General features: G+C 34.8%; 24 protein-coding genes. 5 read left to right on the forward strand and 19 right to left on the reverse strand.

Features of this window, described 5'->3' with window-relative positions; all coding sequences use genetic code 11:
- Positions 1–26: 26 nt before the first annotated feature.
- A complete protein-coding gene (locus tag UH7x_RS09190; protein WP_348148631.1) occupies positions 27–686 on the forward strand; it encodes an aspartate kinase in 660 nt (219 codons plus the stop codon).
- On the opposite strand, the gene UH7x_RS09195 is transcribed toward UH7x_RS09190, so the two are convergent.
- The 9 genes from UH7x_RS09195 to UH7x_RS09235 form a co-directional block, all read right to left on the reverse strand.
- On the reverse strand, positions 683–2,002 hold the full coding sequence (locus UH7x_RS09195) for a TlpA family protein disulfide reductase (protein WP_482363429.1): 1,320 nt from the start codon (positions 2,000–2,002) through the stop codon (positions 683–685). The genes UH7x_RS09190 and UH7x_RS09195 overlap by 4 nt on opposite strands.
- Positions 2,003–2,054: 52 nt before the next feature.
- Complete coding sequence (locus tag UH7x_RS09200) at positions 2,055–3,344, reverse strand: acetylxylan esterase (protein ID WP_482363430.1); 1,290 nt, start codon at positions 3,342–3,344, stop codon at positions 2,055–2,057.
- 156 nt (positions 3,345–3,500) lie between these two features.
- Positions 3,501–3,854, reverse strand: a complete 354-nt coding sequence (locus UH7x_RS09205) for a tellurite resistance TerB family protein (RefSeq protein WP_482363431.1) — start codon at positions 3,852–3,854, stop codon at positions 3,501–3,503.
- Positions 3,855–3,924: 70 nt separating this feature from the next.
- Positions 3,925–7,305, reverse strand: coding sequence for a transcription-repair coupling factor (gene mfd / locus UH7x_RS09210; RefSeq protein WP_482363432.1), 3,381 nt, complete (start codon positions 7,303–7,305; stop codon positions 3,925–3,927).
- 106 nt (positions 7,306–7,411) lie between these two features.
- Entirely contained in the window at positions 7,412–8,176 is a 765-nt protein-coding gene (locus UH7x_RS09215; RefSeq protein ID WP_482363433.1) for a tryptophan-rich sensory protein, read from the reverse strand.
- A gap of 64 nt (positions 8,177–8,240) precedes the next feature.
- The gene (gene pdeM / locus UH7x_RS09220; protein WP_482363434.1) at positions 8,241–8,915 is read right to left on the reverse strand and encodes a ligase-associated DNA damage response endonuclease PdeM; all 675 of its coding nucleotides are present in this window, start codon (positions 8,913–8,915) and stop codon (positions 8,241–8,243) included.
- A gap of 15 nt (positions 8,916–8,930) precedes the next feature.
- On the reverse strand, positions 8,931–11,399 hold the full coding sequence (locus tag UH7x_RS09225; protein ID WP_482363435.1) for a ligase-associated DNA damage response DEXH box helicase: 2,469 nt from the start codon (positions 11,397–11,399) through the stop codon (positions 8,931–8,933).
- Between the two features lie 10 nt (positions 11,400–11,409).
- A complete protein-coding gene (locus UH7x_RS09230; protein WP_482363436.1) occupies positions 11,410–13,035 on the reverse strand; it encodes an ATP-dependent DNA ligase in 1,626 nt (541 codons plus the stop codon).
- A complete protein-coding gene (locus UH7x_RS09235; RefSeq protein ID WP_482363437.1) occupies positions 13,032–14,057 on the reverse strand; it encodes a ligase-associated DNA damage response exonuclease in 1,026 nt (341 codons plus the stop codon). Before UH7x_RS09235 ends, UH7x_RS09230 begins: the two co-directional genes overlap by 4 nt.
- Before the next feature lie 100 nt (positions 14,058–14,157).
- Between UH7x_RS09235 and UH7x_RS09240 the strand changes: the two genes are divergently transcribed.
- The gene (locus UH7x_RS09240) at positions 14,158–14,589 is read left to right on the forward strand and encodes a tellurite resistance TerB family protein (protein WP_482363438.1); all 432 of its coding nucleotides are present in this window, start codon (positions 14,158–14,160) and stop codon (positions 14,587–14,589) included.
- Between the two features lie 70 nt (positions 14,590–14,659).
- On the opposite strand, the gene fbp is transcribed toward UH7x_RS09240, so the two are convergent.
- A complete protein-coding gene (gene fbp / locus UH7x_RS09245; protein WP_482363439.1) occupies positions 14,660–15,667 on the reverse strand; it encodes a class 1 fructose-bisphosphatase in 1,008 nt (335 codons plus the stop codon).
- Positions 15,668–15,779: 112 nt separating this feature from the next.
- On the opposite strand from fbp, the gene UH7x_RS09250 reads away from it, so the two are divergent.
- From UH7x_RS09250 to UH7x_RS09260, 3 genes are all read left to right on the forward strand, one after another.
- Entirely contained in the window at positions 15,780–16,262 is a 483-nt protein-coding gene (locus UH7x_RS09250; protein WP_482363440.1) for a GNAT family N-acetyltransferase, read from the forward strand.
- Positions 16,263–16,286: 24 nt separating this feature from the next.
- A complete protein-coding gene (locus UH7x_RS09255) occupies positions 16,287–17,537 on the forward strand; it encodes an aspartate kinase (RefSeq protein ID WP_482363441.1) in 1,251 nt (416 codons plus the stop codon).
- Positions 17,538–17,625: 88 nt separating this feature from the next.
- Positions 17,626–19,440 carry a GNAT family N-acyltransferase gene (locus UH7x_RS09260; protein ID WP_482363442.1) on the forward strand — a complete coding sequence of 605 codons (1,815 nt, stop codon included), beginning with the start codon at positions 17,626–17,628 and terminating at the stop codon, positions 19,438–19,440.
- Between the two features lie 24 nt (positions 19,441–19,464).
- On the opposite strand, the gene UH7x_RS09265 is transcribed toward UH7x_RS09260, so the two are convergent.
- The 9 genes from UH7x_RS09265 to UH7x_RS09305 all read right to left on the reverse strand — a co-directional run bounded on the left by UH7x_RS09265 (position 19,465) and on the right by UH7x_RS09305 (position 25,408).
- Positions 19,465–19,974, reverse strand: a complete 510-nt coding sequence (locus UH7x_RS09265; protein ID WP_482363443.1) for a GNAT family N-acetyltransferase — start codon at positions 19,972–19,974, stop codon at positions 19,465–19,467.
- Between the two features lies 1 nt (position 19,975).
- On the reverse strand, positions 19,976–20,299 hold the full coding sequence (locus UH7x_RS09270) for an ArsR/SmtB family transcription factor (protein ID WP_482363444.1): 324 nt from the start codon (positions 20,297–20,299) through the stop codon (positions 19,976–19,978).
- 83 nt (positions 20,300–20,382) lie between these two features.
- The gene (locus UH7x_RS09275) at positions 20,383–20,925 is read right to left on the reverse strand and encodes an NINE protein (RefSeq protein WP_482363445.1); all 543 of its coding nucleotides are present in this window, start codon (positions 20,923–20,925) and stop codon (positions 20,383–20,385) included.
- Positions 20,926–20,985: 60 nt separating this feature from the next.
- The gene (locus UH7x_RS09280) at positions 20,986–21,372 is read right to left on the reverse strand and encodes a VOC family protein (protein WP_482363446.1); all 387 of its coding nucleotides are present in this window, start codon (positions 21,370–21,372) and stop codon (positions 20,986–20,988) included.
- A gap of 47 nt (positions 21,373–21,419) precedes the next feature.
- Positions 21,420–21,878, reverse strand: coding sequence for a DUF1801 domain-containing protein (locus UH7x_RS09285; RefSeq protein ID WP_482363447.1), 459 nt, complete (start codon positions 21,876–21,878; stop codon positions 21,420–21,422).
- Between the two features lie 12 nt (positions 21,879–21,890).
- Positions 21,891–22,829 carry a 2-hydroxyacid dehydrogenase gene (locus tag UH7x_RS09290; protein ID WP_482363448.1) on the reverse strand — a complete coding sequence of 313 codons (939 nt, stop codon included), beginning with the start codon at positions 22,827–22,829 and terminating at the stop codon, positions 21,891–21,893.
- 75 nt (positions 22,830–22,904) lie between these two features.
- Positions 22,905–24,257: a magnesium transporter gene (gene mgtE, locus UH7x_RS09295; protein WP_482363449.1), complete on the reverse strand. Its 1,353-nt coding sequence runs from the start codon at positions 24,255–24,257 to the stop codon at positions 22,905–22,907.
- The gene (rsmA, locus tag UH7x_RS09300; RefSeq protein WP_482363450.1) at positions 24,244–25,083 is read right to left on the reverse strand and encodes a 16S rRNA (adenine(1518)-N(6)/adenine(1519)-N(6))-dimethyltransferase RsmA; all 840 of its coding nucleotides are present in this window, start codon (positions 25,081–25,083) and stop codon (positions 24,244–24,246) included. Before rsmA ends, mgtE begins: the two co-directional genes overlap by 14 nt.
- Positions 25,084–25,096: 13 nt before the next feature.
- A complete protein-coding gene (locus UH7x_RS09305; RefSeq protein ID WP_482363451.1) occupies positions 25,097–25,408 on the reverse strand; it encodes a DUF4286 family protein in 312 nt (103 codons plus the stop codon).
- Positions 25,409–25,413 lie beyond the last annotated feature (5 nt).

Consider the following 25,413-nt stretch of genomic DNA (forward strand, 5'->3'; position numbering starts at 1 on the left):
TTTTTACACACAAACCAATTTATACCATGAAAACTATCTCATCAGTAGTTGAAGAATACATCAAGAAAAAGCCTTTTCTTCAAAGTGCGTTAGCTCAAGGAATTATTAACCTTACTTCGCTTTCACGTATTATTAAGCCTGAAATTCAAGAGGAGTTATCTAAGGATATTAGAAATGGTGCTATTGTAATGGCATTAAAAAGACTCTCAGATGATCTTGAATTTAGAGCAACACACAAGATTGTCAAAGTTTTAAAGAATATTGGAGAAATCACGGTTCGATCTTCATTAACTGATTATACATTTTTAGCATCTGATACTGTTTTGCATCAACAGGCAAAATTATTGGAGGCAGTAAATGTTAATCATGATGTTTTTTACACTTCTTCAAGGGGAGTAAATGAAATAAACATAGTGGTAAGTAATATTTTAGATGATGTAGTAGAAGAGTTGTTTAGAGCTGAAAAATGTACACAGAAAGCTGAAAATCTCTCTTCAATTACCGTAAAATTACCTGCTGAAAATGTTTCGGTACCGGGCATTTATTACTTCATATTTCAACGTTTGGCATGGGAAGGTATCGTGTTATATGAGGTGATATCTACAACTAATGAGTTTACTATTTTAGTTGATGATGATCAAGTAGATGTGGCTTTTAAAACTATCAAAGACCTAAAGACACTTTAGCGCTTTAAAAAGGCAACTACATCTTTATCACTTTCTGGTTTTAAAACTATCTTCTTTTCTTGATCTAGAATGAAGTACGTTGGTGTTTGATGAATATCAAATAACTCAGCATACGTACTATCCCATTTTCCTAGTGCAATGGCATGTTCAAAATCATCTAATTTTGCAGATTCTAACTTCCAACTTATTTCGTCATCTTCAAGGCCTATTGCAATCACTTGTACTTCGGGGAAATTTTTTAATTCTTTGTGAAGTGCTGGAAGCTCGTGTAAGCAATGAGAGCAGGTGCTACTCCAAAAAATTAGAATATAATTACTAGCTCCTGTTAATGTGCTTAGTTGTTTTTCCTTTTCCTTGGTTTTCCATTCAATTTCGGGAGCAATAGCTCCAATTCGTAATCTGTTTTCCGCTTCTATTTGAGATAACACTTTTTTATTTTCTTGAGATATAGCTTTTGACTTTAAATATTTGTTCAAAATGAAATTTGGAGTGTCGTTGAGCTGTAATAAAGTAGCATATTCCCAAATAGAATTAAATAAGGTAAACTGATAATCTACAGATAATTCTTTAATCTTATTGGCAACCGTATTGATATTTGACTGAATTTCAATTTCTGTTTCAGAATCAGACAAAGATTTTAATGGAAGGGCTGTAAAAACGTAGTTCACTATTTTGTCCTTTAAGAAATCGGAACTTTTAAGGGTGTTATTAGTTAAATCTAGATGATTAAAATAGTTATCCTTTTTTGCTTTTACATACTGCTCGGGGTTTTGGTAATCCGATGCGATATATGGATGATTAGCCTTTATAAAATTATTGACCAATAAACCAGCTGCCTTAGATTCATATGATTTTTGGGTATCTAATAAAGATTTATTTAATTTAATATACTCACTAGTATTTTTTAAATCAGTGGAAAAATATTGAATTATTTTGTTTTCTATGTCCGCAATTTCTTTAAAATATGTACTGAAAAGTATATTTTCTTTAGATGCAATAAAAGATACTTCTTCATCGGTTTTGTAGTTGAAAATAATGTCTTCTTTTCCGCTATATAAAACATCAATATAAAACTCGTTTTGCGGCACTGCATAAACCAATCGGTATGTGCCTGGGGGTGCGCTTTTGGGCATTTCTAATGCGAATTCGCCTTTTTTAATTTTAGTGTCAGCAACATAAGCTTGAGAGCCTGGTGTTAATCTATAAGCAATAATCCAAGAGTAGTCATCGGCAGGAGAAAACGTACCAGAAATACTGTGTTGCGACTGTACTAAAAAGCTTATAAATAAGCATAGTACTAATATTGTATTTTTCATATTTAAAATAAGGCAATAATTGAACCAAAATTAGTTTATTGAGTTCAGGTATTTATTCTTTAAGCTTTTTGTAAAGCCAATTGTTGCGTTGTTCTCGTTGTTCGGGAAATGTCCAATGTTGTGTTTCTTGAAAAACGTGTAATTCCTTTTTAGCTGAAATAACATTATATGCTGAAAAAGTTGATGCTGGTGAGCATACGTTGTCATTATAACCCCAGCTATACCATCCGTCTGCTTTTACAAATCGCGCAAAATTTACCACATCATAATATTTGGAAACTTCTATTTTTTCTTTTTTGTTGGTGAAGTCGTCAACAAATATCTGAGGCCATCCGCCAGCTCTTCCTTCTAAAAATCCGGTCATATCTGAAAGGGCGGGATAAAATGCTGCTAAATAGTCAATTCGTTGGTCTAATCCGGCAACAACAATAGATAGGGCGCCACCCTGACTTCCACCTGTTACAGCAATGTCTTCCCCGTTAAATTGTTCTAAGCTTTCAATAAAGTCAACTGCACGAATACAGCCCAAATATACACGACGATAGTACATGTTGTCCTTATCATCTAAATTAAAAACCTGATAGTTATTTAGTGGACCTGCTCGTAGGTCGTCATATACACTTTTGTCTAAGTTTACTGGTATGCCGTGAATACCAATTGTAAATGAAACAAATCCTTCTGCGGCTTCATTTATTTCACCGTAATACGGTCGAATACCAGCTCCCGGAACATGTAAAATAGCAGGATATTTTCCTGCTTTTTTCGGTGTAGTTAGTATGCCATAAATTTTTCCTTTAACATTATTAAGTTTTACATGGTATACATCCACCTTATCCGTACAACGTTCAGGCATTAGTGTAAGTACTGGTTCCATAGCTACCTCCGCTAATTCTTCTTTTCCTTTGTTCCAAAATTTCTCAAAATCGGTAGGAAGCGAGGTTGTAGGTTTAATTTTATCTGGAGCTATGCCAATAGTAGTATACGATGAATATTCTTTACCATCAATCGTAACATTAGCTGTGCAACGAAGAAATCCTGGTTGTTTAATTTTAGGCGCCTTTACCTTGGAGTTGGTAGCTAATGTAAAACTTCCTTCCTCTAAAGTTTTAATTTCGCGATAGCCCGAATCTGGCTCAATTTTATAGTTTACTTTAATACCTTTTAATGGTACTTTGTTTCGTGTTACGCTAATAGAAAATTCAGCTTGTTCTCCAATATTATAAGTCCAATCGGAATGATTGGGACTTACTATAACATTTACTAATTGTTTACTTGGTTGGGCTTTTAGTAAGAAGGTAAATAGCAGAGCAGCTATTAATAAGATGTAATTTTTTTGTTTCATTTTTTGATTAGGCATTAGTATTCTTAATTAGTTTGGTCTTAAAAAAGATTTTGAAACTAATATAAGGAAAAAAAGGGTTTTGCGTTCGTAAGCAAAACTATGCCATCAATAAAAAAGTGTGAATTTTACTGTTGTAAATTGTGTTGAAAATGCCTTTTATTTGGCAGCACGCGTCTCATTACGAAGACCAATGTGCTCAATAATTGAAGCTATAAGCGTTGATTCCTTTTCATGAATAAATCCATCAGAAATGGCAATTTCTTCTAAAATATTAGCGATTGCTTTTTTCTTCTGAAAAGACATTTCGCTTAATATGGCACGACCTTGGTCGAGACTCATATTTCTAGCTTGTAAAATGAAATTGGTTTCAAAATCAATGCGCCTCATCAATTGACTTAGGGCGCTGATTTCTCCTTTGTGAATTTCGCCATCGGCTACAATTACTGCATCTACGGCCTGTACTATTGCAAATTTTTCTACTAGGCTAAAACCTAGATTAGGGATTTTCATATTTCTAATTGTGGGGTTAGAAAGCCACGAAGTTACATAAATATGATTGAATAACGCAAATATATCCGTTTTATGATATTAAATCATCGTTAAGAGATTGATCGAAAGGAGCTAAAGCTGATAAACCTTTTTCGATAGTATTAATTCGTTCGAAAACCAACAGTAATCGAAGTCCGTTGCGTGTTTGCTTTTCTTTCATCTTACATTTATTAGGATTTGACTGTACAAATTGAAGCACTTTTGTAAAGGTGGTACTCTGGTAAAAGTCAGATTGTTGATCACTAATAAAATACCCTATTAACTTGTTTTTTTTGAGCACAACTTTTTCTAAACCTATACTATTTGCAATCCATTTTATTCGAACCGAGTTTAATAAATCTTCCGCTTCAGAAGGTAGTTCGCCAAATCGGTCAATTAATTGTGCTTCGTATTTTCGAAGACCTTTTTCGTCACTAATTTTATTAAGTTCTGTATATAAATTAAGACGCTCGGTTATGTTGTTTATATAGTCATCAGGAAACTGTAATTGAAAATCAGAATCTATTTGAGTTTCTTTTACAAAGACTTTATCTTTATGTCCTTCGACATCTTCATACAAATCTTTGAATTCATTTTCTTTAAGTTCGTCAATGGCTTCTGCCAATATTTTTTGATAGGTTTCAAAGCCAATTTCATTAATAAATCCACTTTGCTCGCCGCCTAGAAGATCACCAGCACCTCTTATTTCTAAATCTTTCATGGCAATATTAAATCCACTACCTAAAGCAGTAAATTGTTCAAGTGCTTCTATTCTTTTCCGAGCATGAGGTGTCATTACTTCATAAGGCGGTGTAATAAAATAGCAAAAAGCCTTTTTGTTGCTACGACCAACACGACCGCGCATCTGGTGTAAATCACTAAGGCCAAAATTATTAGCATTATTAATGAAAATAGTATTCGCATTAGTTACATCTAATCCACTTTCTACGATAGTTGTAGAGACTAGCACATCAAATTCGCCATTCATAAAACCGAGCATCAATGCTTCTAGTTTTTTGCCATCCATTTGACCATGGCCAATACCCACTTTAGCATCTGGTACTAGACGCTGAATCATACCTGCAACTTCTTTAATATTTTCTATTCTATTATGAATGAAAAACACTTGGCCTCCTCTTTGAATTTCGTAGCTAATAGCATCGCGAATCACTTCTTCATGAAAACGTACAACTCTACTTTCAATTGGGTATCTGTTAGCGGGTGGAGTATTTATTACAGACAAATCTCGCGCTGCCATTAGGCTAAATTGAAGCGTTCGCGGTATAGGAGTGGCTGTCAAGGTTAAAACATCAACATTTTCTTTAATTGATTTTAGTTTGTCTTTAACCGAAACACCAAATTTTTGTTCCTCATCAACTATTAATAGTCCAAGGTCTTTGAACTTCACGTTTTTATTTACCAACTGGTGGGTGCCAACGATAATATCTACTTTTCCAGCTTCTAATTGCTCTAATGTTTCGCGTCTTTCTTTAGTGCTCCTAAAACGATTTAAATAATCTACCTTAACAGGCATTTCAATTAAACGTTCAGAAAAAGTTTTATGATGTTGAAAGGCTAATATTGTTGTAGGTACTAAAACAGCTACCTGTTTGCCATTGTCGACGGCTTTAAAAGCGGCACGAATTGCTATTTCAGTTTTACCAAAACCCACATCTCCACAGATTAAGCGATCCATTGGCCGTTCGCTTTCCATGTCTCTTTTCACATCTTCTGTAGATGTGCTCTGATCAGGAGTGTCTTCATATATAAATGATGCTTCTAATTCATTCTGAAGATAACTGTCCGGTGCGTATTGAAAACCTTTTTCTAATCTACGCTTAGCATATACTTTTATTAAGTCAAAAGCTATCTTCTTTACGCGAGATTTTGTTTTTTGCTTCAGTTTTTTCCAAGCTGCAGAACCTAATTTATAAATTTTAGGAACCGCACCATCTTTACCGTTAAATTTAGAAATTTTATGTAGCGAATGAATACTTACATATAATGTATCTCGATCGCCATACATTAATTTAATAGCTTCCTGTTTTTTGCCTTCAACATCTATTTTTTGAAGGCCGCCAAATTTGCCTATACCGTGATCTATATGAGTAACAAAATCACCAACTTCTAATTTATTCAGCTCGTTTAAAGTGATTGCTTGTTTTTTAGCGTAGCCATTTTTAAGTTGAAATTTGTGGTAGCGCTCAAAAATTTGATGATCAGTATAACAGACTATTTTTAAATCATCATTAATAAACCCCTGATATAATGGTAGAACTATAGTTTCGTAATGTACATTTTTTTTGTTGTCTTCAAATATGGCATGAAAACGATTTGCTTGTTGTTCGCTGGAGCAGAAAATATAATTAGTATAGCCCTGCGATTTGTATTCGTTTAAGTTTTCAATAAGTAAGTCGAATTTTTTATTGAACGAAGGCTGCGGTTGTGTACTGAATTCTATAGTGTGCTGTTGAGAATATGCTTGTTGTGTTTTTGCTTCTAGTAAAAAGAATTTTGCTATTTGTTCTTTAAAACTAGCTGCATTTAGGAATAATTCTTCTGGCTCAGCATGTTTAATATTTTCTGATAGTTTAGTGAAAGCAACTTTAGCCTTTTTAAAAAAATCATCTAAGCGAGCGTAAAGAAGTTCCGTATTCTTTAAGAAAATAACTGTGTCTGATGCTATATATTTTAGGAAGCTTTCTCGTTTTTCCTCCATTAATTTATTCGCCACATTCGGAATAATGCTAATTTTCTTTACTTTTTCAGTTGACAATTGTGTTTCAACATCAAAAGTTCGTATGCTATCAACTTCGTCACCAAAAAATTCAATTCGATACGGTTGGTCATGTGAAAATGAAAAAACATCCACAATTCCCCCACGAACGGAAGATTCGCCGGGTTCAGTAACAAAATCAACTCTTTTAAATTGATATTCGAAAAGCACTTCATTCAGAAAATCTAGCGAAAGTGTATCGTCGAGCTTTATTTTTAGCGTATTTTTTTCTAATTCTCTACGAGTAACTACTTTTTCAAAAAGTGCATCTGGGTAGGTTACTATTATCGCTGGCTTTTTACGAGAGTTTATGCGATTAAGAACTTCCGCTCTAAGCAAAACATTGGCATTATCGGTTTCTTCTATTTGATAAGGTCTTCGGTAGCTGCCCGGATAAAAAAGCACATCTTTGGCGCCAATAAGCTGTTCAAGGTCGTTAAGAAAATATGCTGCTTCTTCCTTATCATCAAATAATAAGAGAAAGGGCTTATCGGTATTTTTAAAAGCATCAGCCAAAACAAAAGATAATGCAGAACCTGAAAGACCTTTTGTGTGAATTCTTGTGGGAGTATTGGTTTCAGATTGGGCAATAGAATCTTTGAGTTTCCGAGATTTCGGAGACTCTGAAAACAGTTGTTGAATGCTAATTTGGGTCAACCTTCAATGTTTGAAATGCAAAGATAACTCGTTATGTAAGTTTAATCCAATCAAATGAAATAAAAATGTGTATGTTGAATTTAGGAGTGCACTTATAATATTTGTATTACACCTTCTTTCTTCGGTTAAAAGCAAACAGAAGCATAGCTGTAAAAATAATTACACAACCTATTAAGGCTGTATTTGCGATGTTTTCAAATTCATTTTGATGACGAATGTAAATAGCAAATAACGCCCAAATACCAACGGCTGCAAATTCATACAAGTTACGAGTGTACAAGACTATGAGGTTTAAAAGAGTTGCAATAATAATCATTGTAATTGTCCATCCGGTTTCAGAAAGAACTGCACCGTCCCAATTTAGTTTGGCTAGGAAGGCTGAAATATTAGCAATGGTTGCTACGGCTATCCAACCACTATATATTCCGATAGGGAGCCAGCCAAATAGATATATCGAGCGGGAAACTGACTCTTTTTCCATGTTAGTATTTAAAATTATTCTTATAAGTGAAAATAATATTCCCAGCATTATTAAAACTGAGAGTCCGGTATATTCATAGGCGAAAACAAACACCCAAGCACAATTCAAAAGATTAGCAATTATGAGCCAATATCCAGTTTCCAAAATGTAATTCGCCTTCGACTTATTAAAGTAGGATAATTTTACTTGATAGATTCCATAGGCAATCAAGGCAGCAAATATTAACCCCCAAATGGCAAAAGCATAACCTTCTGGAGTGAAAAGGTTGAAATATTTATTGCTTACTTCCCCAATGGTAGTCTCATTAAATCGAATGGCTTGTGAAACATAGTTTACGCCAATCACTAGAATTACAGAAACGAGATTTAAAAGTGATAGACGTTTTTGCATAATTGGATTTTTATTAAAAATAGGGATTAGTAAAGTAAGGTCAGTACTTTTTTTGACTGACAAATTATTTCAAATTGCGTTTTTTCTTTTCATAGGTTTCAATTGGAACGGGAATTACTGTGTTTCCTAATAATGCAAAAACTTGACAATTAGACTCTGGAGCCTTTGTGTGGGATCCAGTAAATTCACCAAATGCAGGAAGTAATAATTGTGCTTTTGTTTTGTAAAAGCAGCGTAATCGTACCGATTGCCGACCCAAACCTCTAAGGCGAATAGCAGGATGTATATGACCACAAAAATTAAATAAACCTTCTCTTTCTTCAGGATGATGTGTTAAAAGAAAGCCGTCTAAATGTAATTCTGGTACGACTTCAATTCCTAATTCTTCATATTTAAGAGGAGAGATTATATCGTGATTTCCGATAACCAAAACAACTTTAGATTTAATTCCTTTAATCCAATTTTTAAAAAGCAACCATTCCTTATTCAGTGAAGAATGAAAAAGATCACCCATGAATATCACGTTTTTTGGTTCGAAAAAAGAGATGACCTCATTCAATAAAACAAAGTTTTTTTGAATTGCTTTTTGAGGTACGGCAGCACCGTATTTTCGAAAGTGTGAAATTTTACCCAAATGCACATCGCTAATTAATAGCATTGATTTTTCATGCCAAAATAAACCCCCATGAGGGTGCATGGTAAACAGCTGTTCATTAATTTTTATGGATTCGGTATTCATGAAAATCAAAGGTATCTACTTTTTCATCAAAATAGCGGTCATTCGTTTTATACGATCTTCCCATTTTTCACTTGATAATTTTTCGCGACTCATGCGGTCTGTTATTAATGGAAAGGAGAAGGGTGTGGCTTTTTTACATTCTTTCCAAACGATTTCTTGTGTTGCTATTCGTTCCATCGAAAATCGCAAACGACCCTCTTCCAACTGATGTTGGAAAGTCTCAGTAAAGGCTTGTTGAAATAATAAGTTTTCTGGTTCATAATCGCGGAATACTTCAAACAATAATTGCGAATTACTTTGCAAGTGCTTCATTTTAATGGCTTTGTTGGGGTATCCAGTAAAAACCATTCCACTAATAATTGCGATGTCTCTAAATTTTCTTCGCGCCATTTCAGTTGCATTTAGGCTCTTTTGTAAATCATCCATGAGAAAATCGGTAGTAAATAAATTGTTATCTATTACTTGTTGTATGTCTATAGCCTGATCTGAAAGAAGTTCGAAACCATAATCATTAAAAGCTAAGGAAAAAGTTATAGGGGAGAGTAAACTAATCCTATAACCTAATAGACTACCCAATGCTTCATGAACAAAACGTCCTTCAAAAGGATAGAAGATGTGGTGAAATCCATCTCTTGTTTTAAAAGTTTCAATGAGAAATTCATTCGGTTTGGGTACGATACTTTCTCTGCGTTGTCGTTCAAAAATATGTGCTAATGATTTAATCTCAGGAGATTGGTCTTTTGGTTTTTTGTAAGACGAATAAAGTTCTTGCCTTAGTAATTCGGACATCTGGGCAGAAAGTGTCATACGACTACCCATCCAACTAGAGATTCTATTCGTTTTTTTCTTAGAATTACGAACCTGAACTTGCATTCCATTTATTCGAATAAATTCTAAATTTCTTCCAGCAAATGTAAAGACATCACCTCTGTTAAGTTTGGAGATAAAGTATTCTTCAATAGAACCTATATAACCTCCTTTTTGATACCGCACAGTTAAATTAACATCGCCAACGATAGTGCCAATTTGAAATCGATGACGCATAGCTACTCCACGGTCATTTACGGTAAACTTACCATCTTCTTCAACGTTAATCTTTTTATACTCATCATAAGCTTGCAGGCTTTGACTTCCCATCACCAGAAAATTTAAAAGCCACTGCCAATTGTCTTTACTTAAGGCTTGATAACAAAAAGTTTGTCGGATTTCTTCATAGATTTCATCAGGATAAAATCCTTCAGAAATTGCTAATGTTGTTAAGTATTGTAATAGTACGTCATAACTGTTTAAATATGGTATGCGGTCTTCAACTGTATTTTGTTTTACCGCTTGTTGAAGTGCTGAAGCTTCAATTAATTCTATAGCGTGTGTGGGCATAAAATAGATTACACTTTCTTTACCTGGTCGGTGACCACTACGACCAGCACGTTGCAAAAAACGAGCAACACCTTTGGGACCTCCAATTTGAACGACAGTTTCTACCGGAGCGAAGTCTACACCCAAGTCTAAACTTGAAGTACAAACTACAGCCTTTAAACTCTCATTTCGAATGGCCTGTTCAACCCAATTACGGGTTTCTTTGTTGATGCTGCCATGGTGCATTGCAATTTCACCTGCATACTCCGGATGTTTTTCTAAAATTTTTTGAAACCAAATTTCACACTGACTTCTTGTGTTGGTAAATAGTAATGTGGTCTTACTATTTTCAATTATTGGAATTATGTCTTCTAATAATCGAATACCGAGATGACCACGCCATGGAAAAGTTTCCATTTTTTTTGGGATAATGCTTTTAACCGTAATTTTCTTTTTGATATTAGCCTTTATCATAATTGAATTTTGCAAGGCTTCTGATTGTGGTCCTAGTAGTACTTCTCTTGCTTGTTCTAAATTTCCGATTGTGGCAGAAATTCCCCAAATGCGTAATTCCTTCGAAACAGATTTTAAACGTGAAAGAGCAAGTTCCATCTGTACCCCACGTTTTGTTCCTAACAATTCGTGCCACTCATCTACAACTATAGCGGTACAATCTTTAAAGATTTTGGAATATTCTTTGGATGCTAAAAGCAACTGTAAACTTTCTGGTGTGGTAATTAATAAATCAGGCATTTGCTTTTTCATAGCTGCTCTTGCCTTTGTAGAAGTGTCACCCGTACGTATTCCTACGGTCATTTGCGTTTCTAAATCTGCAGTTACTCTTTCCGCGGATTGCCTAATTTCTTCTGAAAGTGCACGAAGCGGAGTAATCCAAACTGCTTTTAATCCTTTTTGATGTTCGGTCTTGTACTGCGGGTTTTTTTTGATATAATTTAAAACTATAGGAAACCAAAGGGCATAGGTTTTTCCACTACCCGTTGGTGCATTTAGCAAACCATTTTTACCTTGTAGAAAAGCTTTCCAAGTATCCTTTTGGAATTTGAATGGCTTCCAATGCTGTTTTTGAAACCATAATTCGGCGATATGATAAAGTTCATCCCTATTCATTAATTACATGTTAAGGTATCATTTTTTTTAGGTCGCTTAGGTGATTGGCTTCATGAATTTTTTTGTCTTTTCGCCATCTTAAAATTCTAGGAAAACGTGTTGCTACACCACTTTTATGACGTTTAGAAAGTGCAATTCCCTCAAAAGCTATTTCAAAAACAAGTTGAGGTATAACCGACCGTACTGGTCCAAATCGTTCTAGGGTATTTTTTTTAATCCAAGAATCTACTTTTCGAAATTCGGCATCTGTTAAACCAGAATATGCTTTGGCAAAAGTTACCAGTTCTTTTTCTTCGTTTTCATTTTCTCGCCAAAGGGCAAAAGTGTAATCCGTAAAAAGATTGCTTCTACGTCCGTGGCCGCGCATGGCATAGGTTAATACGGCATCAATAGTTAAAGGGTCTACTTTCCATTTCCACCAGTCCCCTTTTTTTCGCCCAACTAAATAGGGTGAATCTTTCCGTTTCAACATTAATCCTTCACTTTGAACATTTCTTGCGTTTTCTCGTTCTAGCACAGCTTCTTCCCAGGAATTAAAGTGCATGGTTTTTGAAAGTTGCAGGGGTATGGTGCTGTCGTCATCCTTTGTTAGCTTATGTTTGCTTACCTGTGTAAATAATTTTTCTAAAATACTTCTACGTTCAATAAAGGATTTGCTGCGAATATCTTCGCCCTTCCATTCTAGTAAGTCATATGCTTTCAAAATTACCGGTACTTTTTCTAGTAATGTTTTGGATACTTTTTTTCTCCCGATTCGGGTTTGTAGGTCGTTGAATGTTCCAATTTTATTATTTGGATAAGGAAGAATTTCTCCGTCAATTACTGTCCCATTCGGAATTTTGTCTATGAAATTTTTAAACTCCGGATATTTGTCTGTCACTAGTTCTTCGCCACGGCTCCATACAAAAAGTTCATTATTACGAATTATGGTTTGAGAGCGAATACCATCCCATTTATGTTCTGCTGACCATTCGCTTATAGTTCCTAAATCGGTTACATTGCTTTCTATGGCATAAGCCAAATAGAATGGGTAGGGCTTAGATAAATAGTCGCTTTCGTTTTCCTCTAAAATTAGTTCTTGAAATGAGATTTTATTTGGATCCCAATTGCCCATAAGTTTATAAGCGAGTATATCTTCATCAATTTTTGTTGCTTTAGATAATGCCCTCGTCATTAATTTCTGACTGACACCAATTCGAAATCCACCGGTCATTAATTTTGTAAAAACAAAACGCTCATAATAATTTAGGGTTTTCCAGTTTTCAAAAAGATAACCTTGTTTTTCTATATCTGTTTTCGACTTAAGCAAAATCATTTCTTCAAGAAACTGTGTTAGAGTTTTTTTTGTAGATGATTTAGCCGACGGTACTATCAAAGCAATTGTTTCAGCAAGATCACCTACAATATGGTAGCTTTCTTCAAATAGCCAGAGCGGAATATTGGCAAGTTCGGATGCCCATTGACGAATTAATGTTGTATTCACAGGCCTCGGTGGTCGCCTATGTGATAGAATTGCAATCGTCCAAACTTTATCTGTACTGCTCGCAGCAATAAAATAATCTGCTAAGGCCTGCACTTTTAAGTTAGTTTTGTTTGTGCTGTCCAGAGTTCTTATAAGCTGTGCGAATTTCTTCATACTTCACTTTCCTCTTTGTTTGCTGTATTTACTTCCAAGGGTTCTCCTTCGTATTGCGTATTCTCTGTACGAGCGTCATAGCCTTGTTCTCGTAAATAGCGTGAGAAAATATCTGTATAACCATGTGTGCAAATAATCTTTTCTGCTCCCGTTGCTTTAATACTATTTAATAGGCCTTGCCAATCACAATGGTCACTAAGTACAAACCCCTTGTCTATAGCGCGTCTTCTTCTGGCTCCGCGAAAAGTCATCCAACCACTAGCAGATGCTGTAACAAAGGGCACCATTTTACGAATCCAAGTGCTACCGTGAGCGCTAGGTGGGGCTAAAACAATATTGCCTAATAATTCCACCTTCTTTGTTTCTTTTGTGATTAAAGTTGTTTTCGGGAAATCTACTAATGGGCGCAATACTTCCGTCATATTTTCTATTGCACCATGGGTATATATTTTTCCAATATCAGTATCTAAATATTTCAAAAGTCGTTGTGCTTTTCCTAAAGAATAGCCAAAGAGAACAGAGGTCTTTCCTTCTCTTTTGTTTTCATTCCACCATAAGTTAATATCTTCAATTACTTTTTTTTGTGGTGTCCATTTAAATGCGGGTAATCCAAAGGTGCATTCCGTGATAAAAGTATGGCATTTGATGGGTTCAAAGGGAGTAGAGATGCCATCATTTTCATCTTTGTAATCTCCAGTGAAAACCCATACCTCTCCTTTATGTTCTACTCGAATTTGTGAAGAACCAATAATATGTCCTGCTGGATGCAGGCTGAATTTAACGTTATTAATGCGAAATGTTTCTCCCCATTCCCGGCCTGAAACATTGATTTCGCCAAGCCGATGTGAAATTATAGGAACGTTACGATGATGCGTGATATATTCTTTATGACCCCACCGACTATGGTCTGCATGACCATGAGAAATGATTGCTTTGTCTACTGGTTTCCATGGGTCGAGATAAACTTTGGCAGCGTTACAGTAAATCCCTTTAGCAGTAAATTCTAAAAGTGGTTTGTTCATAGCTATCGTAAGTTACGAAATACCCCCTAAAAATAAATTACTGATACAGAAAATAAGACCTTCAAAAAAATTATATTTGCTTCCTATAAAAATAGAATACATGTCAATTTCAGATTTATTTGATAGTGGTTTTAGAAAAAGAAATCAAGATCATTTTGCAGCGATAGTACGAGTAGCCATGAGTGATGGCGTTATTACAGAAGATGAGCGTGCGTTCTTAAATCGATTAGCGCGTAAACTAGATATTTCAGAGGATGATTATTCTGAGATCTTGAAGGATTATGCAACGCATCCAATTAATCCACCTACAAGTTATGATCGCAGATTAGAACGACTTTTTGACTTAACCCGCATGGTTTATGCAGACCACGAGCTAGGCGAAAAACAAGTTTCAATGTTAGAGCGTATGGGTGTTGGTTTAGGTTTTAATCCAATAAATGTTTCTTATGTAGTAGATAAAGCATTGAAATTAGTCAATGCTGGAGTAGATGAGGATAATTTTATTGATGAAATAAAAAATATGAACCGATAATATATCGGAGAATTATATATACAAAAAGGAGGCATATGCCTCCTTTTTTTGTACAATGATGTTAAGTGTATCAATGATACTTATCTAAAAATTCTTGTAGTTTTTCAACCATTTTTTTACTTCCACAGAAAAAAGGCACTCTTTGGTGTAATTCCGTTGGTTCAATATCCATAATTCTACTTTTACCACCAATTGCTAAGCCATTTGCTTGTTCGGCAAGAAAGGCCATAGGGTTACATTCGTATAATAGTCGCAATTTTCCACTTTCTGTAATGCTGCTTTTTGGGTACATGTAAATACCACCTTTAATCATGTTTCTGTGAAAATCTGATACCAAAGAGCCAATATATCTTGAGGTATATGGGCGATCGCCTTCTTCCTGTTGGCAGTATTTAATATAGTCTTTAACACCTTGGTGAAAGTGTGTATAGTTTCCTTCATTTACGGAATATATCTTTCCTGTTTCTGGAAATTGCATATTTGGATGTGATAAATAGAAGGTGCCAATTGCCGGATTTAATGTGAAGCCATTTACTCCATCTCCGGTTGTGTATACTAGCATAGTTGAGGTTCCGTAAACAATATATCCAGCTGCCACTTGTTCTCTACCTGGTTGCAAAAAGTCTTCTAAAGTTACAGGTGTTCCCACTGGTGTTATTCTTCTATAGATAGAGAATATCGTACCTACAGAAACATTTACATCAACATTCGAAGAACCGTCTAAGGGGTCTATGAGTACAATGTATTTATTTTGATGATTATCATCATTACTATTTATTGTAATAAAATCATCTTCTTCTTCAGAAGCAATACCACAAACTATTTCACGATTAGTAAGTGTGTTAATGAATTTCTCGTTAGCAAAAACATCTAGCTTTTGTTGGTCTTCACCTTGTATGTTGGTGTCCCCAGCTTTTCCTAAGATGTCTACTAATCCGGCTTTATTAACTTCATGATTCACAACTTTTGCAGCTAACCGTATTGCATTAATAAGTTTTGAGAGTTCACCAGAAGAGTATTGAAAAGAATCTTGGTTTTCAATAATAAATTCACCTAATGTTTGGTTTCTTTTGACCATAATATCTTACAATTTGTTCGTTTTTTACAAATATCGCCTATTTTGTTAAACTCATTAATAATGATTTTATTTTGAATATTTAGATTTATAACTTTGTGTTTTATTTATAACAATGGAGGATTTCGAAATACGACCAGCACGACAAGAAGATTGTTCGCAAATTTTGTCGTTAATACAAGAATTAGCAACTTTTGAAAAAGAAGAAGATGCAGTAGAGGTAACTGTTAATGATTTAGTAAGAGATGGTTTTGGAAAGGAAAAACTATTTCATTGTTTCGTCGGTGAAAAAGATGGTGATGTGGTTGGTATTGCATTAACATTTCCGCGATATTCTACATGGAAAGGTCCCATAATACATTTAGAAGATTTAATTGTTGCCGAAAGAATGCGCGGTAGTGGTTTAGGTACGGCATTACTAAACGAAGTAGTGAAATATGGAAAGCAATTAGGAGTAAAGCGTATTAATTGGGAGGTAATTGATTGGAATGAACCTGCGGTTAAATTCTACGAGAAAAAAGGAGCAAGAGTTCTTCGCGACTGGGATGTTGTTCAGCTAGACGAGGCTGGTATAGAGAGCTATTTAGAAAAAATATAAACGAATACAATAAAGAAATCATAAATGAGGGTTTTTAAATTTGGTGGTGCATCAGTTAAAAATGCTGAGGCAGTAAGAAATTTGGTTAGTGTCTTAAAAGAAACAGGCCATGAAAATACATTACTGGTAGTATCAGCCATGGGTAAGACTACAAATGCTATGGAGGCAATTGTGAATGCTTATTTTAATGATAAAGAGCATATAAAAACTAAAATTCAAGATTCTATTGACTATCACAATTCTATATTGATAGAACTTTTTGAAAATGATAAACATCTGATTTTTGATAAAGTGAAAGGATTGTTTGATGAGGTTTTAGGATTCGTAGCATGGAATAAATCTCCTAAATATAATTTTGTTTACGATCAAATTGTAGGCTATGGAGAGTTAATTTCTACTACTATTATTAGTGCTTATTTACAAGAAATAGGAATTGCGAATAATTGGCTTGATGTACGAGATTTTATTAAGACAGATAGCAGTTACCGAGACGTTTCTGTTAATTGGGAAAAAACTCAACAGTTGGTTTCTGAGGGTATTGATCAGAAAAAACTTAATATAACTCAAGGCTTTTTGGGTAGTGATGATAATAATTTCACAACTACCTTAGGACGAGAAGGTTCGGATTACTCAGCTGCTATATTGGCCTATTGTTTAAATGCAAATTCTGTGACTATTTGGAAAGATGTTCCTGGTGTATTGAATGCTGATCCGCGTTATTTTGAGGAAACACAGTTGTTAAACAAGATATCATATCGAGAAGCAATCGAATTAGCTTTTTACGGTGCCTCTGTAATTCACCCTAAAACATTACAGCCTTTACAGCAAAAAGAAATTCCATTACATGTAAAGTCGTTTATGAATCCTAAAAACCCTGGAACAACAGTTGGGAAAGGAATAGGAATTGAACCAAAAGTTCCTTGTTTTATCGTTAAAAAAGATCAGGTGTTAATGAAACTTTCTTCATTAGATTTTTCCTTTATAGTGGAAGATAGTATTAGTGAGCTTTTTAAATTGTTTCATGAATATAAAATGAAAGTAGATTTAATTCAGAACTCTGCTATTAGTTTTTCAGTTTGTGTAGATAATCGCTTTGGTCGTTTGAATGAATTATTGCCATTGTTAAAAGGTAGGTTTAAAGTTGTTCATTATGAGGGTGTTTCGCTCTTTACAATTCGTCATTTTACTGATAAGGCCATAGATTCACTTCAAAACGGGCATCAAGTATTGTTAGAGCAGCGCGGTACGGAAACTGTTCAATTAGTTGTAAAATAGAATTTCTTTACTACTATGTTCTTGTTAAAGTGAGGTACTAATCTTTTGATTTACCTATATTTACCATTACCTAAAACTTGCAAGAAATATGGGTTTAGTGACCGCAAAAGAAGTTGCCAAGGCTGTTAATCTCGATAAATACGGGTTTTTTGGCACTTTTATAAGCTGGTTGCTTATGAAGGTTACAAGAATTTCAAGCATTAATTCGTTTTATGATTCCATAAAGCATTTAGAGGCTGCGGAATATGCGGATGCTATTCTCAAACACTACGAAATTGATTTTGAAATACCCGATGAAGATTTTCGTCGATTACCGAAAAAAGGCGCTTACATAACTATATCCAACCATCCGTTAGGTGCTATAGATGGTATTTTATTATTCCGATTACTTCTTGGTCAGCGTGCTGATTATAAAATTATGGCAAATTTTTTGCTGCAACGTATGGCACCTATCGAACCATATATTATTCCTGTAAACCCATTTGAGAATAGAAAAGATGTAAGAAGTAGTTTGGCTGGTTTTAAAAAAGCTTTACAGCATCTAAAAGATGGTCATCCTTTGGGTATATTTCCTGCAGGTGAAGTTTCTACGAAAAAAGAAGGAAAATTAATTGTTGATAGGCCTTGGGAGGCGGCGGCCTTAAAATTAATTAGAAAAGCAGAAGTGCCTGTTGTTCCAATATATTTTCATGCAAAAAACAGTAAGCTCTTTTACCGAATGGCAAAATGGAACGATATTTTTAGGACTGCTAAAATTCCATCGGAGGTATATTCACAACGTAATAGACCAATAAAGGTTAGAATTGGCCAGCCTATTTCAGTAAAAAGTCAGAATGAACAAGAAACTCTAGAAGGTTTTACAGAGTTACTGCGCAAGAAAACATATATACTTTCAAATGCTTATGAAAAGGAGCGCTTAATTGATCAGATACCCACTTCGTTAAAGTTGCCTAAATTGCCAAAAAAGATAGCAACAGCAGTGCCAATAGAGGTGATAGAAGAAGAGATTGAAAATCTTCGGGAGAAGGATAGGCGCTTGTTGCAAAGTAAGAATTATGAAGTCTTTTTAGCGCCTGCAAACGAAATGCCTTTTACCTTAAAAGAGATTGGGCGACAACGTGAAGTTACTTTTCGCGCAATTGGGGAGGGAACAAATAATTCAAGTGATTTAGATGATTTTGATGCGTATTATCACCATCTTTTTCTATGGGATGGTAATGAAAAGGCACTAGTAGGAGCATACCGAATGGGTTTGGGTTCTCAAATTTTCAAAAAATATGGGATTGATGGTTTTTATTTGCAAGCTTTATTTCGTTTCGAGCCCGAATTATTTGGTATGATGGAGCAGTCTATTGAAATGGGCAGAGCGTACATTGTAAAAGAATATCAACAAAAACCAATGCCTTTGTTTTTGTTATGGAAAGGTATTGTTCATACCACTTTAAGGCATCCTGAGCATAAGTATTTAATAGGTGGAGTAAGTATTAGTAATCAGTTTTCAAATTTTTCAAAATCTTTGATGATTGAATTTATGAAATCTAACTATTGGGACCCTTATGTAGCACAATACATTAGACCTAAAAAGGAATTCAAGGTTAAATTAACTGATGCGGATAAAGACTTCGTCTTTGATGAAACAGCGGCCGACTTAAATAAGTTTGATAGATTAATAGATGAGGTTGAGCCAGGTAGTTTGCGCTTACCAGTTTTAATTAAAAAGTATATCAAACAAAATGCTAAAGTAATTGCATTTAATGTTGACCCACTTTTTAATAATGCCGTAGATGGATTAATGTATATTAAAATATCAGATTTACCAGAAAGCACTGTTAAACCGGTAATGGAAGAATTTCAAGCTGAGTTGGAGCGTAAGTTTATGGAGGCTTATCAGAATGAGGGTTAAAAAAGATTTTATAACTGAATTATCTCAGTCTATACCAATTACACTGCTTCTTCTTTCGTAAAGAAGATTGTCTTTCCATTTTCCATCAATCTTACCTACACGTTCACGTTTGCCGATATGTCTGAATCCGGTTTTTTCATGAAGTTTGCAGCTGGCGATATTTTCAGGAAATATTCCGGATTGTATTGTCCAAAGTCCTGCTGCCTCACTCGCAGTTATCAATGCGTGCATTAATAGTTTGCCTACACCCTTTCCTCGAGAATTACTATCTATATATACGCTTACTTCGGCTACTCCGTCATAAACACAGCGGCTAGAAACAGGGGAGAGTGCAGCCCAACCCAATACCAAATTGTCTTGTTCAACAATTAGTCTACAGTTACTTAGGTGAGCTGAGTTCCATGCGTCATATGTTGGAACAATTTTTTCGAAAGTTGCCATACCAGTTGCAATGCCATCAGCGTATATTTTAGAAACTGAGGCCCAATCATTCTCGGTCATGGGTCTTACAATTATATTTTGCTTATTTGTCATCTTAACAGCAATTAAATTTAGTGGTATTAAAGAATGAATTCATTGCTTCTTGCACTTCTTTCCATTTAGCTAAGTTGATACAATAACAAACTCTTTTTCCTTCAATTTCTCCATGAATTAGGTCAATGCTTTTTAGCTCTTTTAAGTGCTGTGAAATTGTAGGTTGAGCTAATCCTATTTCATTTACAATATCATTACAGATACATGCTTCTTGACGGCTTATGTATTGTAATATTGCTATTCTTCCTGGGTGGGCGAGAACTTTAAAAATTGTAGCAAGCTGATTTTGTTTGCTAGAAAACATTTGTGATTTAGTTATTCCCATTTAGTATTTAAATATTGCTATATTACGATAATAATAAAGAATAAAAAAGCCAAATCAAACAGACATGGCTTTTTTTTAGTTAATTAAAACCATGTTTTTTTACCGACTTGATACGTCTGATAGAATTCTTCATCTGACTTGGTTAAATAGATAATACCTTCTATCAAACCAATAATACCCATTAAAGAAGCGCCAATGCCACAAGTAATACCACCTACTAGTAAAGTGACAACTAGCATTATTATACCTTCTTTTTGGTAACCAAGTATGAACTTATGTATACCTAGAGAACCCAATACAATTGCTATAATTCCAGCTAATAGTTTTTTGTTTTCTCCACCAATTTCATTGAATGCTTCTTTAGCATTCTCAGTAAATTCATTAGCTGTTTTCTTTGCTTCATCTGCAAAATCACTTGCAGCTTCTTTTGCATCATCCGCAAATTCACTTGCTTTTTCTTTAGCGTCATCAAACTTTTCACTTGCTTTTTCGCCCATATCACTTGCCTTTTCTTTTGCGCTATCTAAAGCATCTTCTGCTTTGTTGCCAATGTTTTCAGCACCTTCTTTGGCACTATCCATGGCATCATCGGCCATATCGCCTAAATCTTTGTTCTCTTCTGACATTCTATTTGGTTTTTGGTTGTATAATTACTGTATATGCTAAAAGTACTATTTATTTGTATATTATTGAAAGACCTTATCTTTTGGCTCCCAAAGCTCTAATTTATTCCCTTCGGGGTCTAAAATCCAGCCGAATTTTCCATATTCGTATTCCTCAATTTCTCCGACTATGGTTACACCTTCTTCTTTTAGAATAGCTAGAAGTTCTACAAGGTTTTCAACCCTAAAATTCATCATGAATTGCTTCTTACTAGGTTCGAAATAAGTTGTGTCTTCTTTCATAGGGCTCCATTGTGTTGAGCAATCGTTACCCTCTTTGTCTTTCCACCAAAAAGTACAACCATATTGGTCTGTGTTTAATCCCAATCGGTCTTTATACCATTGTTTAATTGAATCTGGGTCTTTTGTTTTAAAAAAGAAACCGCCTAAACCCGTAACTCTTTTTGTCATAGTTTTAAGTTTTATGCTATCAAATTTTGCTAGTAATCTTAGAGAATTTATCTCTTTTTAATGTTTTTGTCGTATAAAGAAATCCATTCTTCGACAGTTATTTTAGAACATAGTTCTTCAATAAGATTGTATGGTACGTCATCCATTGATTTAAATCGAATACAACTTTTTCCCATATCCAATTTTCTTTTACAGTGTTTTGGGTATTCGGATACTACCCAATCGTATAACTTTTCGTTGGCATATATTCCAGAATGGTAGAGTGCAATAAAATTTTTCTGAGAGGCTAAATTTATAAAGGGTAGCGGGAGTTTGGGGTCGCAATGGTAGCCGTCTGGATAAATTGAATGTGGTACAATCCAACCCAACATGCCATAACTCATTTGTTCTTGAAATCCGTTAGGTATGGTATTGTTTATAATGTCTCTAATTCTTGAAATTACAGGTTGTCTGGTTGCTGGTAGCAAATTAATGTATTCTTCGGGCGAATTAGCGGCATATTTCATGGTAAACCAAATTTAGCAAAATTCTTCTTTGATTTTATCCACGATGGTTTGCGCTAATTTCTCAAGGCTTTCTTTAGTCCAGCCAGCTACATGTGGCGAGAGAATTACATTATCGGCTTTAATTAAATATTCAAATGCTTCAGGAAGCTTTTGATCCGTAAACATGTTTTCAAAAGAAGCCTTTTCATATTCCAGTACATCTAGCCCAGCACCTAATATTTTACCAGATTTTAAACCGTCTACTAAATCATTAGAAATTACACTTTTACCCCGTGCGGTGTTTAGTAACCAAATTGGTTTGTGAAATTTTTCAATAAACTCAGCATTGATCATACCAATTGTAAGTTTTGTTTGCGGAATATGTAAACTTAACACATCTGTTTTTTGTTGCAATTCCATAATACCTACTTGTCTTGCGTTTTCGTCTTCAACACCACCGAGAATGTCGTAGCAAATTACTTCAATGTCAAAACCTCTAAGCTTTTTTGCAAAGGCTTTTCCCATGTTTCCGTATCCAATAATTCCAACTGTTTTGCCATCAAGTTCTATTCCTCTATTGCCTTCGCGGTCCCATCTACCAGAACGTACTTCTTTGTCTGCTTTGTTTAGATTATTGAATAATGAAAGTAACATTCCTAAGGTATGTTCACTAACTGCATTTCGGTTACCTTCAGGTGCCGCGGCTAAATATATTCCTAAAGTTGATGCGTAATTAGTGTCGATATTTTCGAGTCCAGCCCCTAGTCTACCTATAAACTTTAGTTTAACGGCTTTATCGAGAAAAGATTTGTCTATAGAAAATCTACTTCGAATTATGAGTCCGTCATATTCGTGAATTTTTGCTTCTATTTCTGCTTTTGTAGAAGAATAGTCTTCATCATTTTCAAATCCGAATGAGTTGAATTGATCAATTATAAGGGGATGATTAACATCTACGTGTAATACTTTCATAAGTAGTAATTAAGAATTGCCAATATCGGGCAATCGAATTGTCTTAAAGTAAGAGTTGAATTACCGGGCAATAAATTATATACCCAATAATATCTTTGCGATGCTAAAGTATATTAAAATTCCAAAGATATCATTGCTAGTGGTAATAAACGGACCAGTAGCAATTGCAGGGTCAATTCCGCGTTTGTGTAAAAATAATGGCGTAAAGGTGCCAATAAATCCTGCTACTACAATTACGACTATAAGTGAAATGGAAATCGCTAATGCTGTTAAAAAATGACCTTTATAAGCCCAAGTAAATAGTAATAATATAGCGGCTAGTATTGTGCCATTTAAAAGAGCGAGTAGCATTTCTTTTATAAGTCTATTGCTAATACTACCCTTTAAGTCGTCATTGGCAAGCCCTTGAACAATAATAGCGCTTGATTGTACACCAACATTACCGGCCATCGCCGCAATCAATGGCGTAAAGAAAAATAGGACTGCATGTTTGCTTATCATTTCTTCAAAACCACCCATAATAACGGCAGCACCAACACCACCAACAAGTCCTAGGAATAACCAAGGTAATCTTGCTCTAGTTAGTTCCCAAATAGTATCATCTGCTTCTACATCTTGAGAAATACCAGCAGCCATTTGATAATCTTTTTCGGCTTCTTCTTTAATTACATCTACGATATCATCAATAGTGATACGGCCCACTAGTCTTCCTATTTCATCAACAACAGGAATAGCTTCAAGGTCATACTTTGACATTATTTTTGCCACTTCCTCGGGCTTTTCATTAACTTTTACATAGTCAACATTAGAAATATAGACATCTCGAATGTGCGAGCTTGTAGAGGTGGTTAAAAGGTCTTTTAGCGAAAGTCGACCCATTAGCTTTTCTTCACTATCAACGACATATATTGAATGTACTCTGGTTACATTTTCCGCTTGCGCTCGCATTTCGGTAACGCAAGTAGTAACATTCCAATGCTCATATACTTTAACAAGCTCTTTGGCCATAAGTCCACCAGCAGAATTTTCATCATAGCGCAAGAGGTCGACAATGTCTTTAGCGTGTTCTCTATCTTCTATTTCAGAGATAACTTCTTGAACAATATCATCGGGTAATTCCGCAATAATATCGGCAGCATCATCGGTGTCTAATTCATCAAGTTCTTCAGCAATCTCTTTTGAAGAAAGGTTGTTTAATATAGCTTCACGTACATCTTCATCAAGTTCGGTTAAAACATCAGAAGTTTTATCGCTTTCTAAAAGTTTAATTAAGTAAGTAGCTTGCTCAGTATTGAGTTCGTCGACTATTTCCGCAACATCGGCATAATGCACGTCTATCATCAGCGTTTCTAACCTAGAGTCTTGTTGGTCCCTGATTAGTTGCTGAATTTCTTCTAAAAGGTCTTCTGTGAGTTTAAACGGTGTCATTTGCGATTTTCTCTGTTAGCCCAACAAAATCGGCAACTGTTAATTGCTCTGGTCGAAGCGTAAAGATAATATCTTCTTTTAGATTATCTGAAAGTGCGAACGATTTTAAACTATTTCGTAATGTTTTTCTACGTTGGTTAAAAGCTGTTTTTATCACACGCAGAAACAATTTTTCATCAACAGCAAGATTGTAATCTTTTTTACGCGTTAAGCGTAAAACGCCAGAATCGACTTTTGGGGGAGGGTCGAAAACATCTGGTGGAACTGTAAATAGGTATTCAGCATCATAAAAAGCTTGAGCATATACCGAAAGAATGCCAAATGCTTTACTGCCATTTGCTGAGCAAATACGGGCAGCAACTTCTTTTTGAAACATTCCTGTAAACTCTGGAACATATTCTTTTATTTCTAGCATTTTAAAAACTATTTGCGTAGAAATATTGTATGGGAAGTTGCCAGTAATGGCAAATTGTTCATCATTAAATAATGATAGTAGGTCGTATTTTAAAAAGTCAGCCTCTAGAACTGTAATCTTTCCTTTTTTATCCAAAGGATTTTCTAATTCAAAATTCGAATTTAGGTAGGCTATCGATTCTCGGTCAAGATCCATCGCAACTAAATTTACTTCGTTTTGTAAAATGTACTTTGTTAATACGCCAGTTCCAGGTCCAATTTCAATAACATTCTTATAGTTATTATAGGTAAGCGTGTTAGCTATTTTAGCTGCAATTTCCTCATCTTTTAAGAAATGTTGTCCAAGATGTTTTTTAGCCTGAACAGGACCTTCGTGTTTTGGTTTTTTAAATGATTTTCGATGTTTGGCCATTAGAAACAGTCTGTTAATGTTCGCTTACTATTTGCATTTCAGTTCTGAATGATACAAATTTATTTGGAAAAAGTTTTGCAACTTCATTTCTTAATAAAGCAGCGTCTTCAGCATAATACTTTTCTAAAGTCTCTTTATTATCTACACTATATTGTACAGAATAAGTAAAGCCGCCCATTTCTTCTTCAATCAAAACACGACTCATTTTTGCACTAGTAAATTTACCCGTTGCCAGCACGGCAGGGATATGGGTTTCTTGCATCCATTTTAACCATGATGAATGCGCTGATTCGTCTATGTTAGTTGTTACGTTGTAGATGTACATTGTTG

Source organism: Aurantibacter sp. UH7, assembly GCF_056839165.1.